The sequence below is a fragment of the Pseudomonas sp. RT6P73 genome (assembly GCF_054897715.1).
In genome coordinates this window covers 1,710,872-1,726,499 of record NZ_JBUBUV010000002.1, presented here as the reverse complement: position 1 = coordinate 1,726,499, position 15,628 = coordinate 1,710,872, and the positions used below count along the sequence as shown (strand labels likewise).

Annotated in this window: 19 protein-coding genes and 2 pseudogenes; 13 read left to right on the top strand and 8 right to left on the bottom strand. The window is 54.1% G+C overall.

All coding sequences use genetic code 11. The annotated features are described in order from the left end of the window. Positions 1-223 precede the first annotated feature (223 nt). The 6 genes from ACYZT6_RS08460 (at position 224) to ACYZT6_RS08435 (ending at position 6,070) form a co-directional block, all read left to right on the top strand. Positions 224-1,279: a hypothetical protein gene (locus ACYZT6_RS08460; RefSeq protein ID WP_462026485.1), complete on the top strand. Its 1,056-nt coding sequence runs from the start codon at positions 224-226 to the stop codon at positions 1,277-1,279. Positions 1,280-1,959: 680 nt separating this feature from the next. After that, the gene (locus tag ACYZT6_RS08455) at positions 1,960-2,175 is read left to right on the top strand and encodes a hypothetical protein (protein ID WP_462026484.1); all 216 of its coding nucleotides are present in this window, start codon (positions 1,960-1,962) and stop codon (positions 2,173-2,175) included. 242 nt (positions 2,176-2,417) lie between these two features. Further along, positions 2,418-3,440 (top strand): IS21 family transposase, encoded by a 1,023-nt coding sequence (gene istA / locus ACYZT6_RS08450; protein ID WP_462025424.1) that lies wholly within the window; start codon positions 2,418-2,420, stop codon positions 3,438-3,440. Beyond that, a complete protein-coding gene (gene istB, locus ACYZT6_RS08445) occupies positions 3,437-4,225 on the top strand; it encodes an IS21-like element helper ATPase IstB (protein WP_461987631.1) in 789 nt (262 codons plus the stop codon). Before istA ends, istB begins: the two co-directional genes overlap by 4 nt. Positions 4,226-4,290: 65 nt before the next feature. Beyond that, entirely contained in the window at positions 4,291-4,965 is a 675-nt protein-coding gene (locus ACYZT6_RS08440; protein ID WP_462026483.1) for an AbiU2 domain-containing protein, read from the top strand. A gap of 307 nt (positions 4,966-5,272) precedes the next feature. Next, entirely contained in the window at positions 5,273-6,070 is a 798-nt protein-coding gene (locus tag ACYZT6_RS08435; RefSeq protein ID WP_462026482.1) for a DUF4145 domain-containing protein, read from the top strand. Positions 6,071-6,430: 360 nt separating this feature from the next. Here ACYZT6_RS08435 and ACYZT6_RS08430 read toward each other — a convergent pair. Further along, positions 6,431-6,573: pseudogene (locus ACYZT6_RS08430) on the bottom strand (DUF4113 domain-containing protein); the annotation flags it as partial. 117 nt (positions 6,574-6,690) lie between these two features. Here ACYZT6_RS08430 and ACYZT6_RS08425 point away from each other — a divergent pair. The 3 genes from ACYZT6_RS08425 (at position 6,691) to ACYZT6_RS08415 (ending at position 8,900) form a co-directional block, all read left to right on the top strand. Beyond that, entirely contained in the window at positions 6,691-7,521 is an 831-nt protein-coding gene (locus tag ACYZT6_RS08425) for a hypothetical protein (RefSeq protein WP_462026481.1), read from the top strand. A 468-nt stretch (positions 7,522-7,989) separates the two neighbouring features. Continuing rightward, a complete protein-coding gene (locus ACYZT6_RS08420) occupies positions 7,990-8,619 on the top strand; it encodes a hypothetical protein (RefSeq protein ID WP_462026480.1) in 630 nt (209 codons plus the stop codon). 29 nt (positions 8,620-8,648) lie between these two features. Then, the gene (locus ACYZT6_RS08415; RefSeq protein WP_462026479.1) at positions 8,649-8,900 is read left to right on the top strand and encodes a hypothetical protein; all 252 of its coding nucleotides are present in this window, start codon (positions 8,649-8,651) and stop codon (positions 8,898-8,900) included. Here ACYZT6_RS08415 and ACYZT6_RS08410 read toward each other — a convergent pair. Then, positions 8,890-9,249, bottom strand: coding sequence for a hypothetical protein (locus ACYZT6_RS08410; RefSeq protein ID WP_462026478.1), 360 nt, complete (start codon positions 9,247-9,249; stop codon positions 8,890-8,892). The two genes, ACYZT6_RS08415 and ACYZT6_RS08410, sit on opposite strands and share 11 nt — an antisense overlap. A gap of 212 nt (positions 9,250-9,461) precedes the next feature. Between ACYZT6_RS08410 and ACYZT6_RS08405 the strand changes: the two genes are divergently transcribed. The 4 genes from ACYZT6_RS08405 (at position 9,462) to ACYZT6_RS08390 (ending at position 11,159) form a co-directional block, all read left to right on the top strand. Next, a complete protein-coding gene (locus tag ACYZT6_RS08405) occupies positions 9,462-9,788 on the top strand; it encodes a hypothetical protein (protein ID WP_462026477.1) in 327 nt (108 codons plus the stop codon). Positions 9,789-9,790: 2 nt separating this feature from the next. Continuing rightward, entirely contained in the window at positions 9,791-10,030 is a 240-nt protein-coding gene (locus ACYZT6_RS08400; protein WP_462026476.1) for a hypothetical protein, read from the top strand. After that, positions 10,027-10,275 (top strand): hypothetical protein, encoded by a 249-nt coding sequence (locus tag ACYZT6_RS08395; RefSeq protein ID WP_462026475.1) that lies wholly within the window; start codon positions 10,027-10,029, stop codon positions 10,273-10,275. Before ACYZT6_RS08400 ends, ACYZT6_RS08395 begins: the two co-directional genes overlap by 4 nt. A 155-nt stretch (positions 10,276-10,430) precedes the next feature. Further along, on the top strand, positions 10,431-11,159 hold the full coding sequence (locus tag ACYZT6_RS08390) for a hypothetical protein (protein ID WP_462026474.1): 729 nt from the start codon (positions 10,431-10,433) through the stop codon (positions 11,157-11,159). A 560-nt stretch (positions 11,160-11,719) separates the two neighbouring features. Here ACYZT6_RS08390 and ACYZT6_RS08385 read toward each other — a convergent pair. The 6 genes and pseudogenes from ACYZT6_RS08385 to ACYZT6_RS08360 all read right to left on the bottom strand — a co-directional run bounded on the left by ACYZT6_RS08385 (position 11,720) and on the right by ACYZT6_RS08360 (position 15,608). Continuing rightward, a complete protein-coding gene (locus ACYZT6_RS08385) occupies positions 11,720-12,235 on the bottom strand; it encodes a lysis protein (protein ID WP_462026473.1) in 516 nt (171 codons plus the stop codon). Continuing rightward, a pseudogene (locus tag ACYZT6_RS08380) lies at positions 12,232-12,454 on the bottom strand (cell wall hydrolase); the annotation flags it as partial. The pseudogene ACYZT6_RS08380 and the gene ACYZT6_RS08385, both read right to left, overlap by 4 nt. Before the next feature lie 17 nt (positions 12,455-12,471). Further along, positions 12,472-13,266, bottom strand: a complete 795-nt coding sequence (locus ACYZT6_RS08375; protein ID WP_462026472.1) for a DNA adenine methylase — start codon at positions 13,264-13,266, stop codon at positions 12,472-12,474. A 150-nt stretch (positions 13,267-13,416) separates the two neighbouring features. Next, positions 13,417-13,959 (bottom strand): lysis protein, encoded by a 543-nt coding sequence (locus ACYZT6_RS08370; RefSeq protein ID WP_462026471.1) that lies wholly within the window; start codon positions 13,957-13,959, stop codon positions 13,417-13,419. Continuing rightward, positions 13,941-14,504 carry a glycoside hydrolase family 19 protein gene (locus ACYZT6_RS08365; RefSeq protein ID WP_462026470.1) on the bottom strand — a complete coding sequence of 188 codons (564 nt, stop codon included), beginning with the start codon at positions 14,502-14,504 and terminating at the stop codon, positions 13,941-13,943. Before ACYZT6_RS08365 ends, ACYZT6_RS08370 begins: the two co-directional genes overlap by 19 nt. 57 nt (positions 14,505-14,561) lie before the next feature. After that, entirely contained in the window at positions 14,562-15,608 is a 1,047-nt protein-coding gene (locus tag ACYZT6_RS08360) for a phage late control D family protein (RefSeq protein WP_462026469.1), read from the bottom strand. Between the last annotated feature and the right edge of the window lie 20 nt (positions 15,609-15,628).

Here is a 15,628-nt window from a genome sequence, read left to right as displayed (position 1 = left end):
TCAAGAGCTTTTTTTATTTTTTCACTGATTTTCCCAGGCAATCTGAACGAATAAAGCTACTGTTATTGAACGTTGCTCTCTGATAGGGAAGATCCTTTGGCCGTACGGCAAAGCTGGAAATGTACTTGAAGACTTTTATATAGCTAGAGATGAACAAGGTAGAAAAGCTCGAATTAAAAACCCTCTACTCACCACATCAAAAGTATAGTTAGGGTGAAAAAAAATGAATGATAAAAAAAATGAAAAAACCGGCAAATTGGCTTGGGATCCATTCTCAGGATGCAATGTAGGTCCGACCATTTCGAACGCAGGTCCTATCCACGCTCTTTATTGGCCGCAGGTCATTGCTGCAATCTACACTCTTTCACAAGCGGTTCAAACATTAGCAGCCGCGGGCAATGAGATTAGCAGGTCACTTATAGCAGTTCAGGACGCGCTCCACTCTATAAACACTCAACTAAACCAGCTATCTACCGATATATCCAAGGTAATTACCCTACTACAAAACCTTCCTAATATTATAAAGGGACAACTCACCGAGCAATCACTAACAGAAATAGTTACTCACATGCGATCTGTATCTTTGGTGGCTATCGATTATACTGATCCAAAAGCTATTACAGATGAACGTCGACAAGTCCAGCTGGCGAATATGTTGGACACATTAAATGTGACCATACACGACTACCTTCAACTCGGTGGACTAATGGGAGCAATAGCAGTGGCTCCTAGCTTCGCCATATGGGTTACTGGGGCTACGGCCCTTGAAAAAATAAGAGCGCACCAAGCAGCGTTAAATGGCAAGCACTATGATGTATTTTCGCCGTGGGCGCGGTTCTCCACTGACACAAAAAAAGAATGCTTCATCGAACTTTACAAAAATGCAAATGATCAAAAGATAGCTTTTGACCAGAAAATCATTCCTATATTCCCCAAACACAATGAACTTCTTCAAATTGGAACACTGCAGAACGGAGACCCATTTCTTGAAAGAAAACCCCACAACGGAGGAATTGGTCCAACCCCTGTTAATGGAGACGTAAAACTCGCCTGCCCCGCAACATTTAAGCCCGAAAAATTGCTAACTTACCAGCGCAGCATTAACCCTCCTAATGGACAATGGGTTGACGCGAATAGCTCTATTCAGCAGGCTGCTTTTGAAGCTTATAAAGATGCGAGAATAAAAATCACTACCTTCTTTGATTTTTACCCAAATTACATCGCCATCCAAAGCGACCTAATGAATGCATTCAATGAGCCTCAGGGATTATGGGAGTGAATTCCATGCAATTCAAAACAATCGAACACCTACTACAAACAAACACCACAGAAAACTGCTGGGGCAGTGCAGAATTCGCCGACCGGAAAGTCAAATATTGTTTGCATGACGTAAATTTAAGAATCGAAACCAGCAACAAAGCCAACAACATCGACGAAATAGACATATATCTTTACTACAACCAATCACTACTTTTCCACTTTACGCTACCTCATCCACTATCCACCAATATAACCGACATTCTGGGTAACTTTAATCGAGAGCAGACCCCGTAAACACCCTACAGATGCCCTTTAGGAGTACCACCCGAATATTGGCTCAAGCTTAATACTTTGAGAGAGATCGAACGCTGCTGAAAGTTTCAGCTGGGGCGCTCGGACAACCTTGCCGCGCTGTATTTTCCTGCGCCAGGGTGAGCTTGGTTCCGGTGATCGCACCTCCTACCTTCCTGCCATAGCGGCACTGCCCCAAAATTGACCACCGCCATATCCTTGCCCTCCTTTCGCTTCTCAATATGGCGATGATGGATTGGGCGTAGCCCCTCGTTTGCCCCCCAGCCAGCCTGGCTCATCCCTCGAATCAACTATGCTTTGTAGCAATTTCTAAGCACGCAGCAATTAGCGCCCACAAAGGGCACTACCGGTACTATGCTTTTTCTTTTTTCGAAAGGAGTCGATGCTATGGCAGACGAGTATTCGTTATCGGATGTGCTGGAGAGGATGTACCAGAATCAGCTCGGTCTGGAAGCAGCCTTGATGGAGCTAACCCTTCATGCTGAACAGCAAGGTTTGGACGAAGTCGGCGACAACGTTCGAGGGGCCTTGTGGGCGATTGGCGAGAATGCTGGATACATCAAGCAGGGACTGGCCAAGCTGAAGGGAAAGAATGCGGGCTAGGCTCGATCAGCTATAGCCGTTCCGGAACGAGCACTATTCGGCCGCCTTCGGTCTAAAACAGCATCCGGTGTATACAACGTCTAGGGGTCACTTCTCATGCCAACCCAGATAGAGAAACTCGAGGCTCACGCATCCCACTTGCTCGACGCGTTTATTAAATGTCAGTACCGATGCAAAACTGACCCACCCTACCGGTTGAAAACTGACCCACTTGGGCAAAATGCAGCTTTTGCGAGCTGCCCATGCTGTCCCAGGAGCAACACGTGGAAATCAGTGTTCTTATTCGTCAGGGTTTGTCTATTCGGGCCATCGCCCGGCAGATGGGCTGCTCTCGCAATACCATTCGACGCCACCTCAAATTACAGGCCCAGCGCCAGCCCGTCGTCTATGGCCCGCGCGCGCAGCGCGTGGGCAAGCTTGTGCCTTTCGAGGCCTATCTGCGTCAGCGCGTAGAAGCCGCTCGACCCCATTGGATTCCCGCCATCGTGCTGTTGAGGGAGATCCGCGAGCAGGGTTACGAAGGCGGATACTCAATCCTCACCAGCTTTCTGCTGACCTTGAAATCCAAGGCAAACGAAGCCGTCGTTCGCTTTGAAACCGAGCCCGGTGAGCAGATGCAGGTGGACTTCACCGTCATTCGGCGTGGCCGCGATCCGTTGTTGGCATTCGTTGCAACGTTGGGCTGGAGCCGTGCGACCTACGTCGTTTTCTCCCGTCGCGAAGACTCCGCAGCCTGGTGTTCCGGTATCGAAAAGGCGCTGCGTTTCTTCGGCGGTACGCCGCGAAAGCTACTCTTCGACAACGCCAAAACTATTATCCAGGAACGCGATGTTTATGGCCCCGGTCAGCACCGCTGGAATCCCGCGCTATTGAATTTGGCAGAGCGCTATGGCTTCACACCGAAAGTCTGCCGGCCTTATCGGGCGCAGACCAAGGGCAAGGTCGAGCGCTTCAACCACTACCTGAAAAACAGCTTCGTAGTGCCACTGGCCGCGTCACTTAACCAGGTCAGCTTGCTGTTGGACGTTGAAGTCGCGAACAGCAAGATTGGCCCTTGGTTGATGGAGGTCGCCAACGCCCGAACACATGCGACGACGGGCGAAATACCGCAACACCGACTGGATACCGAAGTGCACCACTTGTTGCCCCTGCCAGAGATCCAAGGGGTTGCGAGCAGCATGATTTCGGTCGTCCAACCCATGCCGGTGGAAAGCTTGCAGCATCCGCTCTCTGTCTATCAGGCACTGCTTGAGGTGCGTCCATGAACCTTCAACATCTGCGCATCGAGTCTCTTTGCCAACAGTTCAAGCTGGACACTTTTGCGACGGACTGGCCGGCTCTGGCCCAGCAAGCGGCCGAAAAAGAAACGAGCTATGCCGACTTCCTGGAACAGCTTCTGCTGAGCGAGGATCGCGCTCGAAACGAGCGTCGGCGGCAAGCGCTGCTGCAACAGTCCGGGCTGCCGGCGGTGAAAACGGTTGAACAATACGACTTCAAATTCGCCAGCGGCGCGCCGCAAAGCCAGATCCTGGAACTGGCCGGGCTGGCCTTCATCGAGCGTAAGGAAAACGTCGTACTGCTGGGGCCTTCGGGCGTTGGCAAAACACACTTGGCCAGCGCTCTGGCTCATCGGGCGATAATGGCAGGCATTTCCACCCGATTTATCTCTGCCGCCGACCTGACTTTGCAACTCGTCGCCGCGCACCATCAAGGGCGCCTGGCCCAGTATTTCAGTCGCGTTGTTCAACGCTCGAAACTGCTGGTGATTGATGAGATCGGCTATTTGCCTTTTGGCCGTGACGAAGCCAACTTGTTCTTCAACGTGATCGCCAAGCGGTACGAACATGGCAGCTTGGTGCTGACCAGCAACTTGCCGTTCAGCCAGTGGGCAACGACCTTCGCCGACGACTCAACACTGACCGCTGCGCTGCTGGATCGGCTTCTGCACCATGCGCATATCGTCCAGGTCAGCGGACAAAGTTATCGACTGAAGGACAAGCTGAAATCAGGTCAGGTGGTGCCGAGAGAAACGGCCTCGCCACAAAAATAAACAGACCTCAAACACCGCCGGGGTGGGTCAGTTTTACTTCGGTAGGGTGGGTCAGTTTTCAACCGGTGTTGACAATTAAACTGCGTCAGAGGTACTCGATCCTCGAACCGATGCTCTTCGACAAAACTGTAGTGGCCAAAGTTGGCTCCGGAAAGCGAGCTATGGGTTTTAACATTCTCAAAGACTCTCTGTTCCTCTCATGCGCGCAGGACATAGCAAAACTGACGCTCGATGACGACCCGCGAACTCCTAGTCTAAACAATATTATTCGAGTACTAGCCGACGACGCGCTTCGACGCACACTGCGTGATCAGTTCGTTACATGGGAAATCCCTCTGGGTGACGATGAAACTGACTCTGAGACACTTGAGGCGCTTAAACGCATTGAACTGCGAGAGGAGGCTCAACGTGGAGCCCAATTCGATGATTTGTATTGCGAGGCCACCGCCCTGTGGTCAGCTTTATCCACCAGCTCAACGATTAAGTCATTCAGAACCATTCGTGACAAAGTATCCGCCCATACCGAAGTGCGGTTGGTCGTAGACAAATACAAGCTTGTTGATATCGGCACACTGGGCATTAAATGGGGCGACATCAAAGCAACCCTAGAGCATATGCAACGGCTTGTAGAGATCAGCGGGATGCTGATCCGCAATGCAGGGTTCGCATGGGAATCTCTCGATGCGCATCTGAAGCGCGCGAGCGTGGGCTTTTGGGACGTCGACGAAGTAGGTAGCTAACCGAGCCATTCAAATTGTTTTGAACGCCATGTGTTCACTATTAGCCAATAGCTGCTCATCAAGAATGGCAGCTATTGATCCATTGCAGCGCTCGATCGTACGGGATAGGGATTCGAACCCCTTCGATCCAACCCACAGGCCGCCAGAGGCCAACGAATGGGAGAAAATATGCAAGATCACACGGCATGAAGCGGTCCGTTGCAGCCTCGGATCTGCCCTAAAAACGCCCTAAAATGTCTTGCAATGCTCCCGCTGATTAAATCTGCCATCATCACCCACACAGAAAATGCTTTCCAAGGAATGGCACATGAAGTACGTAACCCCCTCAACGAACGAAACTGCTTTCAACTGCCCTCATTGTGGAGCATTGACTAAGCAGTTTTGGCATGATCTGACCGCGTGTGTTAGGAGTGAAAAGCACCCACGCCCTACAATTGTCGGGGAGACTGGTGCTGACGAATACGATCATTTCAAGGACATCAAGGATCCAGACTCCCAAAAAGCCCTGATTGACTGGGCCAATAAAATGGCAAAAGGCCAGCCATTTTTTGACAAGCCCGACAAAGAACCATGGAATCCCAAATTTGTTTGGAATGTGAGCCTTTCCACCTGCTTCAACTGCGAAAAACTCTCTGTTTGGATCTATGACAGGTTAGTTTATCCATCGGCAGGGCATGCACCTCCCGCGAATCCTGATATGTCTGATGACATTCGCAGAGATTACGATGAAGCCAGCGCAATTCTTGAGTTATCACCTCGTGGTGCCGCCGCGTTGATCCGCCTGGGAATTCAAAAACTTTGTAAAGAGCTTGGTCAACCAGGCGAGAACATCAATCAGGATATTGGTGCGCTCGTAGCTGGAGGTCTTGATGTACGTCTTCAACAGGCACTCGACGCCGTCAGGGTTATAGGGAACAACGCTGTCCATCCTGGTCAGATAGACCTTCGAGACGATCGCGCGACAGCCGAAATGCTATTTAAATTGCTGAATTTGATTGTCGAAAAGCTTATATCTGAACCGAAACACATTGCCGAAATATATGGTTCTCTGCCTCAAGCAGCACTTGCCGCAATCGAAAAAAGGGACACCAAATCGATAAAATAACATACCCCGATTGTGCTGGAGTATTTCGGCAGCTAAGCCCCATCCCCCATGTTTGCAGGGGCTCAGCGCATATCACCACTGTATGCACAAACGCTTGATATGCATTGAATGGCATGGATTGGCGTATGGTTTGCCCCATTTTTGCCCCATCCTCGTCCTCGCTGTGGCACCTGCAGGGAGTGCAGAAAAAGCGCCCTATTTAGCCCGCAGGCGTGGCGGGGGGACGACGGCGCGCGCCAAGTCAAAACACCACCAGATGCTGGTAGTTCTGCCAAATAATGATCTGAGGGATCCTAACTGTTATTTAGAGATGGAGAGCTTGAGCCTGGATACGGGGCTCACTCATTAAGCTTTCACAACTCAAAGCTGATCTAGCCGTGTGGTGTAGCTCTGACTCATCAAGTCACGCCGCATAGCCCATTCAGGGTCGGCAGGCACACTGTCCGAACGTAGCGTGCCACGCCCCAGCGGCCGTTGATTTCATCCAGGACGCCCATCAGCTTGTTGGCTTTCACAGGCTATAGCTCTGCGAAAGCAGCGTAGACTACCTGCGTGAATAGTAACATCCGATATAAAGAGCGCTTACATGAAATTTTAGACTGATATAAGGAGGGTTAAATATGGCTAAAAAAAGTAAAACGCGATTTACCTATATGTACGAAGGTGCGCGTTATGAAATTTTATCAGTATGTGAAGATGGAGAAGGTGGGCTCTCCATATATATAAAGCCAGACCAGAGGCTTGTGGACTCAACCACGCATTACGAAGAGGGAATTAAAGAGGATCGGTTTTCAGTGCATGCAAGTTCCAAGTCATCCGGTACTCTCATAAAAAAATCTGTCGTGCATGAGAGTGGAAAAAAAATCACGCTTGCTCAATTTATTCATAGTTCGAAAGAGAATCTTTTAGCTCCAGTATATGTAAAGTGCCACGCAAAGCCCACTGTTCACCAGCTTTGTAATCCTAAAGGCAAGGACGAGTTGATAACCGTCGGCGAATTTGGATTGGCTGACATGACTACATTAGTAGTTGCTGTCTTTGTAACAAATAGAAAGCAGTGCCTTCCATCATTTAGTGGTTATACAAAGTTTGGAAAGGCTTTTTCAAACTATCGCATATGGATTTATAAAAGCTACTTAAACATCGGTGCACTAAATGATTCAGCAACGCTTAGCCTGGGGACATCTCCAATGCAAATAGATGGGATAATGGTTAATCCGTTTACTCCTGCACCTAAAGCGTCGAACAACATTGATGACCTCGAAGGCACCATCCTCATGTACAAAGAATGGTGTGCGGCCCAGCTTATGACAGGACTAATTAATCGTGGGAAACTGCCTCAGCACTTCGAAAACCTGCCATTGTGGTTCCATCCCAATCCTCAGGACCTAAGTTTGGGGAGGAAAGAACGTGGTGAGCCTGTATTTATAATGCCGGACCATTTCATGTAGGTCGGGACAGACCAAGCTTTATACGAAATTTCGACAAACCCAATCCAGATTTCAGAGCACATCATGAATTTCGTGTAGGAGCGCGGTTTTGAGGTCAGTTTTCGACTGTCTCCGCGTTCAAAAACGTTTTCACACAGCCTAGGGTCGATAGCGGCTTCCGGCGAATAGACTTTATGAGGGAACTTCTAAGGCGAAATGCCCCGAAAATCGCGAAAACGTTAGTAGATATTTTTCTATAATAATCAGCGGCTTATGACTTTCTAACAATTAGTACCATTCAGATACAACGATGGGGCCGTCATGATGCCCAGCGGTTGAGGGCTGATTGACAGCGGCGAAGGCTTCGACCAAGCCCTCGCGCTGGCAGAGAGAGATACGGCTTGGACGGTCCGTTACCGGAAAGCCCGCACCTTGTAGATCGCTGCCTACAATTAACGTTTACTACGCACAAATCACGCAGAGGCACTCATGGATCCAGGGAACGTTTCAGCAATTATTTCGGCTGTGGCAGGTATCAGCGGCGTTTTGCTTGGCAACTCCTTCGTCCTGATTAAAGAATGGTGGGTCAAACGTAAGACGGTTAACCAGGCCACAACGTATCTAGGGATTATTGTTGTTTCCCATTTGGATCGATTCGCAAGTGAATGCTTCGACTGCTGCAAAGACGATGGCACCTGGCAGGGTCAACCAGCGGGCCAAGATGGTTACTACCAAACCACGACCTCAGACCCAGTATTTCGCCCGTTAGAGCTTGACGTTGATTGGAGGCTGTTACCCAAAGATTTGATGTATTTGATTCTTCGGATTCCCGATCAACAGGACCAGCTTCATGGAAAGCTTCGAGGAATCCAGGATTTCAACTACGATCCGCCGGATCACCCCGAATATTTCTGGTCGAGGAGGCGGGGGAATGCTGTATTAGGGTTGCAGGCGTCTGACATAGTGAAAAAACTTCGTTCACATGCAGGGCTACCTGCTGACGAACCTCTACCAGGTGAATGGGATCGAGATAAAGACATGAGGGACGTGATAGCCCATTTAGATGAGCTGGAAAGGAAAAGTCGCTTGGGGAACATGACTCCGGGAGAAGTCGAATAAGCTACCAGTTAAGATAAAAGGAACCAACCATGAGTGAGCCGAACAATCCCGCCACCCTGAACCGTGCCCAGCAGCAGATTGCCAAGATCGCCGGCGCCGAATCGCATACCTCTGTTGATCTGCTTAATCTCTGGGCGCGGGGGTACGTGGAAGCGTTATACGCCGAAGGGCTGATCGACTGGGCCGAGTATGGGCGTCTGAACAATTCGGTTGACCTGCAGCGCAACCAGCGCAAGGCCGAATTGAAGGCCGCCGCGAACGAACGACCCATTAGCTCTTAAATGCAGCCACTTGCAGGGGAGCTAACTTAATCAGCAAATCCCCCGCTCTATCAGCCAAGGCCTCAATCTCTTCGAAATTATCGGCCACAAGACGCTCAAGGCGTTCAATCTCAGCAGCCAGGGGGATCGGAAACAGGTGGCTGGCTTCGTGCGTCAACTCGCTGAGGCCATCACTGTAATTTTCGACAATGCTCTGCATGGCCACCCGTATTATGTCCGTTTGCTGGGACACCAGCAGCAGCCGATAGGTCAGCTCCGTGCGCTGATCGCCACTCGCATTAGCCTCCGCAATCTGCCGAGCCAAAAGCCAATCCAGCGCAACCTCTGGCTTTTTTTTCTTCCAAAACATACCCACTCTCCCAGGCAATCGAACCGACAGTGTGGCAGATGCCCAAGACTGCGCGTAACGGCGTTTATGTTCAACAGGCCCCCACACTGGAGACAGGTGTGGGGGCCTTTTTTATTCGCCCTGGAAACCAGCACCGCCAGGACTGGTCTACCATCCCCTGATGGCCTGGTTTCACCTAGAGACCGCCACTGACTTGAACCGGAATCCTGCTCATGTCCTACGCCTATGAAGGTTTGGCCACCGTCGCCGTGTTGGCCCTTTACCGGGGACAGCCGCCGAATGAACTGACCACCTTGGAATTAAATGTTCGGGTGCTCAACATCGACCCGAAGCGCTTTCGCCTTGAATTTGACCATTACCTGCAAGGCCCCAAGAAAGCCAATGCGCTGCGCGTGGTACTGCCGGGCGGGCTGATGCTGCAAGGCTCGATTGTCGACGGCAGCAACGAACCGGCCGGCGGCTGGCTGCTGATCGACGTCGGGCAGGACGAACTGCCGCTCCAACCGCCGGCCAACCGCAACGGCTGGCAATGGGAGTAAGCATGGACGACGCATTGGCGGCGCTGCATCTGCCGCCCGCGGTGAAAGCGCAGACCCTCAAACTCCTGGCGCAGATTGTCCAGGCGCGCACGGCGGAGGACCTGTTTCGCGCCAGTGACCGTGCCGAAGGTTTTGTCTTGGGCCTGGAAACGGTCAACGCGCTGAACGCCGCAAGTATCGAAGGGTTGTATGTGGCCTTTGAACAGGCGGCGACGGCGCGCCGCCTGGAGCACGAACAATGATCGGCGACGGCATTCACGAGGAGGTGTTGCGCGCCTTGGTCGAACAGCACGCGGTGCGCGAGTGCCTGGTGGCCAAGGTCAACGGCGGCCCCGCCTGGGGCCTGTCGATCCGCCTGGGCGGCAGCGGAGCGCGCTGGGTGCCGGTGCGCTCGCGGCGTGAGCGCCTGCGCACCTGGGCCAGCTTGACCGCCGTGGGACGTTTTGCCGAAAGCGTGGGCATCAGCGGATTCACCGTCGAGTTGTGAGCGCTAGGCGCCCATAGCGTGCGCCGCCGGTTCCACGAAGTGGACAATCAGCACCGCCCTGACATATAGCGACTGCTCGTCGCCTCCCCCTCGCCTGAGTCTCGCCGCTAGATTACTGTACATGCAACCAGTATTTGTACAGCGAATCCGTTCCCATGAATTTCGACCAGGCCAAAGCGCTGAGACTTCAGCAGTGGCGCTCGACCCTCGATAACCACGAATTCCGGCTGCAGAACCCGGAGGCACACCGCCAGACCCTGCATGCCATGAGCGACACCTTGGCCGCCGAGGGTCTGGTCGATCCGCTCGAACAGTTCGACATGAATGAGCTGGCGAACGCCGCGTACTGGCACGCCGTGGAAGAGCTGATTGACGCGCCACCGCGCTACTGCGGGGCGTCTTCCTATGATGTGGTGTTACGCGGGACCACCGACTTATTCGGTCGCATCGGCCGCTCCATTTTTTATGACGCCCGTTCGCTCGCGGATCCTCGCCGATCAGGCTATGACGGCAAGATTTACCCGGATGCCAGCGGCGCGAACCTGGTGTTTAATGCCTCCGGCACCAGCGCGAGAATCACCGGGCTCACACTGAATATGCCCGACGGGCGACGGTATGACCTGATCGAGACTCAGCGTGTGGTCGAGGGGGTGACCTACCAGCCGATCGACGATCCTGACCTGTACCGCGTGCTGGTCGATACGGCGCAGCTCGCCCAGGAGAGCCACAACCTGCGCGCCTTCGAAAAGGCCCGGCCACTACTTGAACTGGCGAACTTCTGCACCTGCCCGACCTGCCTCGATCACTTCGGTCAGCGCGACGACTGTCCGACCTGCTGCGGAAGCGGGTTTGTAACGAAGCAGACGGTGGCAGGTCTACGCTGAACGCACGCCGTGAGGACGCGGCAATGTGCGGACGACTTTCCCAGTACACCCAACCGAAATCGATCATCTATCATTGAAAATGTGACTCTAGTCTAGAAAACAGTCATTTTTTGTCATAATTTGATGCGACTCTCAGTAGAAGTCGCGCATTGGATCCCCCCTACTATGGACGGTATATTTTGAACAATCTCGTTGCTGCTTCGCTTGTGCTCGTCTGCGCCACGGCTCATGGCTCAGGGTTAGCCGAAGACTCAATCACGTTGGTCACTCCAACCACAATCGTCTCCGCCGACCGGTCAGATCAGAACCCAGTAATCATCGCGGAGCAAATATACAATTCCTTTAAAGCCTACACTAAATGGGAATTTAACTGCACGGACTCCACTGTTCGCTACCTCGGTGCAAGTAACACTGCTAACGCGTTTAAGCCTAATCAAGAGGATCAGGACTTTAGCAGCGCGCGCGGCAACCCCTCCACTAGGAATATGCTCAAAGACGTCTGTAACCCTGCCGCAGTGTCTATGACCTCGAGCCAGTAAACTTGCGCGCCCGAAAACCGATTATCTATTCTCGGAATTGAGCGCATTGACGTACGCCTGACATGCTGCCAGTGCGATCAGTCCCCGATTACCTTCATCGGTGATGGCGATAATTCGTTGAGCATGCGCTGGGTCAAGTTCGGCTCGAACGGCTCCATGAACCACGCCGCCGGCACCGGCGGTGGCAGGCACTGAACAGCGACCGGCTGAACCTTGGTCAAGGAGGACTGACAGCCGCAAATCAGAAGTGGCAAGGCGATCGCGCAGACGAGCCTGGTCTTTTTGAGCATTGGTCAATGTCTCGTGGTGGGATTGGTCGCTGGCCCATAACCGTTGTTCGAGCGCCAAGCGCTTGTCCTGCTCGGCCTTCTGCGCAGCGGAGCCGAGCATGGCCAGTTGATTGAGGGTGTCGGTGTGCAACCGCGATTGTTCGGTTAACTGTGCCCTGTATCGCCACCCCTGAACCTTCCAGGCACTGATTGCGCCGACCAGGACCAGCGCGAGCGCCCCGGCAACCTTCCATGCCGCCAGGCTCACGGCACATCCTTGAAGAAGACGTGACCGCCGAGTTTCAGCGTCTGCTTCGCCTTCGCTGCCCAGGCCGGCGGCGTTTTCATGGCGATCGTGTAGTAGTGCGTAGCTCCGCCGGTAGAATCGGGCGCCTTGCCGTCGATCACTTGGTCAGCAGCGATGCGCGCCTGAACCAATTTCGCGGAACGGGATCTGCTTCACACCGATCAGGAATTGGTCGTCCGGGATACTCCCCATGGTGATCAGAACAATCCACCCAGTGCGGCTGGCTCCCAATTCATGATCACCAGTTCGCCGCTGACTTCGGCCTTTCCCTGACGCTGGTTGGTTGTGGTATAGCGAATATCCAGGGTCTCGAAGTGAAAGCCTTCGAACACACGCCGGATGTCCGGGTGATCGTTGATGCTCACCATCACCTTGCCTTTGCAGCGGCGCATGAAATCGGCCATCCGTTCGTAGTTCTCAAACGGGAAGTCCACGCCGTAACCGGCGGTCTGCCAGTAAGGCGGATCCATGTAGTGGAAGGTGTGGGCACGATCGTAGCGTTCGGCGCATTCAAGCCAAGGGAGGTTTTCAACGTAGGTGCCAGACAGTCGCTGCCAAGCGGCCGAGAGGTTTTCCTCGATCCGCAGCAGGTTGATCGCCGGGCCGGTGGTCGCGGTACCGAATGTCTGCCCGGTGACCTTGCCGGCAAAGGCGTGGTGCTGCAGGTAGAAAAATCGGGCGGCGCGCTGGATGTCGGTGAGGGTTTCGGGGCGGGTCATTTTCTGCCACTCGAACACCTGGCGAGAGCTGAGCGCCCATTTGAATTGGCGCACGAATTCTTCCAGATGGTTCTGCACGACGCGGTACAGCGTGACCAGGTCGCCGTTGATGTCGTTGAGAACTTCAACGGGCGCGGCCTGGGGTCGCATGAAGTAGAGCGCGGCACCGCCGGCAAAGACTTCCACGTAGCAGTCGTGAGGCGGGAAAAGCGGGATGAGGCGGTCGGCCAGGCGGCGTTTGCCGCCCATCCAAGGGATGATGGGTGTAGACATAGAGAGCAAGACCTTTACTGTATGGATAAACAGGTGCTAGGCTCGCCGCGCTTCGTGCACGGAGTAAGAGCCTTGGCTGGACTTGCAGGGACGATCTGCAGGGACGGCGGTCGGGTTGGATGTTGACGCATCCACCCCGGCCGCTCTTTTTCACTTCGCTGTTGAGACTTCTTTGGCGTAGGCCTGACAGGCCGCCAAAGCAATCAATCCTTGGTCGCCGGCATCGGTGATGCCGATAATTCGTTGAGCATGCGCTGGGTCAAGTTGGGCTCTTGTGATTCCATGAACTACGCCGCCGGTGGCGGTGGTGGCTGGCATCGATCCAATGGCATCGCCTGCGGTGGCGTCGAGTAAGACTGACAAGCGCAGATCAGCAGTGGCAAGGCGGTCGCGCAGGCGACTTTGATCACGTTGGGCATCGCTCAAAACTCGGTAGTGGGTTTGTTCACTGACGGAAAGCCGCTGCTCGAGCGCCAGGCGCTTGTCCTGCTCGACGCGTTGTTGCGCGGCCGCGGCCAACGTCAGTTGATTGAGAGTGTCGGTGTGCAGCCTGGCTTGCTCCGCCAATTGCCGACCGTAACGCCAGTCCTGGATCTGCCAGGACAACACGGCAGTACCAGCGACCACCGCGACCAGCAACACACCCATAGAGCTCAGCCGATACGGTAGAGGGATCAGGTCGACGAGACGCATAGCACCGCCCTCGCCCGCTCCCACAGCTGCAATCGATCCGCCAAGCCATTGAGGCCGCCGTTGATCTTGCGGGTGATCGCGTTGAATTCGTTTTGATCCGCCAGCGCGTTCAACCCATTCACCGACCAGAACCACGCGGCCGACTCAGCAGCCCATTGCGGCAATTCCAGCAGCTCTGGTGTGCGCAACAGTCGCTCATCACCAAACAACGCCAAGCTGCAGCGCAGGTAATTGTTGTGGCCGGTGATCTGAATCAAACCGCGACCGCGATAGCGCTGGCCATCGCCGTCCGCGTCAGGCGTGTTGCCCAGTTTTACCGCAAGATTGCCGGTGTCGTATTTGCTCAGGTACTGCTCACCGCCCAGTTCACGGACGTACTGCAGCTGGCCCGACTCGTGCCCGACTTGGGCCAGGAACGCCGCTTGGCGCTTCGGCATGTTGATCTGCCGGTGCGCCATGGCGGTGTTGAGGGCGGATACAAATACGCCCGCTTGGCGGCGGGCGTTCGGCATGATGCGTTGTAGCTGTTGCTCGGTGATGGACATACAAACTCCAGGCATAAAAAAACCGCACGCGGCGGATTGGGATGCGCGAATGCGCGGTTACAGGGTGACGATCTTGAGCGGCTTCGCTGGCTTCTTTGGCTTCTTACCCTTGGCATTGGCCTTGCCGCTCTTGCCACCGTTGCACTCGACGGTGGTCGACCAGCCGGCTTGGGTGTAGACCTGCTCGACGGAGTCCGTCAGGTACTCCCCATCCAGGCCAACCTTGAAGCCTTGGGCAATGATCGAGCGTTCAGCGAACAGGTCCGTGCGGCCGGGCATCTCGAAGCGCACCCCGGCGCTTGATCGGTTGAACGCCGCCAAGCGTGCCTTGGCGGCGGACTCGGCGGCGGTTTTATTGGGGTAAATATGCCGATCGGTATGCACTGCCGGCAGGCCGTCTGGCAGGTCGTCATTGTCCAAGGACACGACCACCAGCTTTCCGGTTTTCTTGTCCTGATGCTTGGCGCCTACGGACTTGTGCGTGTTGCGATCGCCGAAGTTGAACTGCCAGCGGCTGACGTCGCTGCGTGTCAGGGTGATCGCGCCGAAGGCCTTGCCGCTGGCGGTCTGCCCGCCTTGTCGTGCCATCACCAGCAGTTTGCCGTCCGCCACCTTGGCCGTACAGTCGTACTGCTTAGCCAAGCGCGTGATGAAATTGAAGTCGGACTCATTGAGCTGGTCTGCCCGGGCGACCTTCGTCGACACCGGGCACACCGCCTGCCAGCCGTTTCGCGCGGCGATATCACCGACGATTTTCGACAGCGCCACGTCTTCCCAGCTTCCGCTGCGAATGGTCTTGCCACTGCCGCGCATGTCGCTGGCCTTACCCTTAATCACGATCGTATCCGGCGGGCCGGACACCGTGACTTCATCGACGACATAGCGGCCCTGCCGCGCCAAGCCCGTCTCGGCATAACCCAGGTAAACCTCGATCCCGATTCCGCGCCGGGGCAGCGTCACCAGACCCTCTCGATCATCAATGCGCAGTTCGAACGTGTCCGATTCCATGCCCGGCTTGTCGGTGGTACTGAGCTGAATCAGCCGATCGTTGATCAGGCCGGTGATATCGGCGCCATCGGCCACGATGCGAAACATGGGGGTCATGGATTTTTGTCCAAAAAAAA

Excerpts from the sequence above, each read along its gene's own strand:
- ACYZT6_RS08435 (WP_462026482.1), top strand. The coding sequence starts at position 5,273 with ATGAAGTACGTAACCCCCTCAACGAACGAAACTGCTTTCAACTGCCCT.
- ACYZT6_RS08425 (WP_462026481.1), top strand. The coding sequence starts at position 6,691 with ATGGCTAAAAAAAGTAAAACGCGATTTACCTATATGTACGAAGGTGCG.
- ACYZT6_RS08400 (WP_462026476.1), top strand. The coding sequence starts at position 9,791 with ATGGACGACGCATTGGCGGCGCTGCATCTGCCGCCCGCGGTGAAAGCG.
- ACYZT6_RS08405 (WP_462026477.1), top strand. The coding sequence starts at position 9,462 with ATGTCCTACGCCTATGAAGGTTTGGCCACCGTCGCCGTGTTGGCCCTT.
- ACYZT6_RS08420 (WP_462026480.1), top strand. The coding sequence starts at position 7,990 with ATGGATCCAGGGAACGTTTCAGCAATTATTTCGGCTGTGGCAGGTATC.
- ACYZT6_RS08370 (WP_462026471.1), bottom strand. The coding sequence starts at position 13,959 with ATGCGTCTCGTCGACCTGATCCCTCTACCGTATCGGCTGAGCTCTATG.
- ACYZT6_RS08415 (WP_462026479.1), top strand. The coding sequence starts at position 8,649 with ATGAGTGAGCCGAACAATCCCGCCACCCTGAACCGTGCCCAGCAGCAG.
- ACYZT6_RS08460 (WP_462026485.1), top strand. The coding sequence starts at position 224 with ATGAATGATAAAAAAAATGAAAAAACCGGCAAATTGGCTTGGGATCCA.
- ACYZT6_RS08410 (WP_462026478.1), bottom strand. The coding sequence starts at position 9,249 with ATGTTTTGGAAGAAAAAAAAGCCAGAGGTTGCGCTGGATTGGCTTTTG.
- ACYZT6_RS08390 (WP_462026474.1), top strand. The coding sequence starts at position 10,431 with ATGAATTTCGACCAGGCCAAAGCGCTGAGACTTCAGCAGTGGCGCTCG.
- ACYZT6_RS08395 (WP_462026475.1), top strand. The coding sequence starts at position 10,027 with ATGATCGGCGACGGCATTCACGAGGAGGTGTTGCGCGCCTTGGTCGAA.
- ACYZT6_RS08360 (WP_462026469.1), bottom strand. The coding sequence starts at position 15,608 with ATGACCCCCATGTTTCGCATCGTGGCCGATGGCGCCGATATCACCGGC.
- ACYZT6_RS08455 (WP_462026484.1), top strand. The coding sequence starts at position 1,960 with ATGGCAGACGAGTATTCGTTATCGGATGTGCTGGAGAGGATGTACCAG.
- istA (WP_462025424.1), top strand. The coding sequence starts at position 2,418 with ATGCTGTCCCAGGAGCAACACGTGGAAATCAGTGTTCTTATTCGTCAG.
- ACYZT6_RS08365 (WP_462026470.1), bottom strand. The coding sequence starts at position 14,504 with ATGTCCATCACCGAGCAACAGCTACAACGCATCATGCCGAACGCCCGC.
- ACYZT6_RS08375 (WP_462026472.1), bottom strand. The coding sequence starts at position 13,266 with ATGTCTACACCCATCATCCCTTGGATGGGCGGCAAACGCCGCCTGGCC.
- istB (WP_461987631.1), top strand. The coding sequence starts at position 3,437 with ATGAACCTTCAACATCTGCGCATCGAGTCTCTTTGCCAACAGTTCAAG.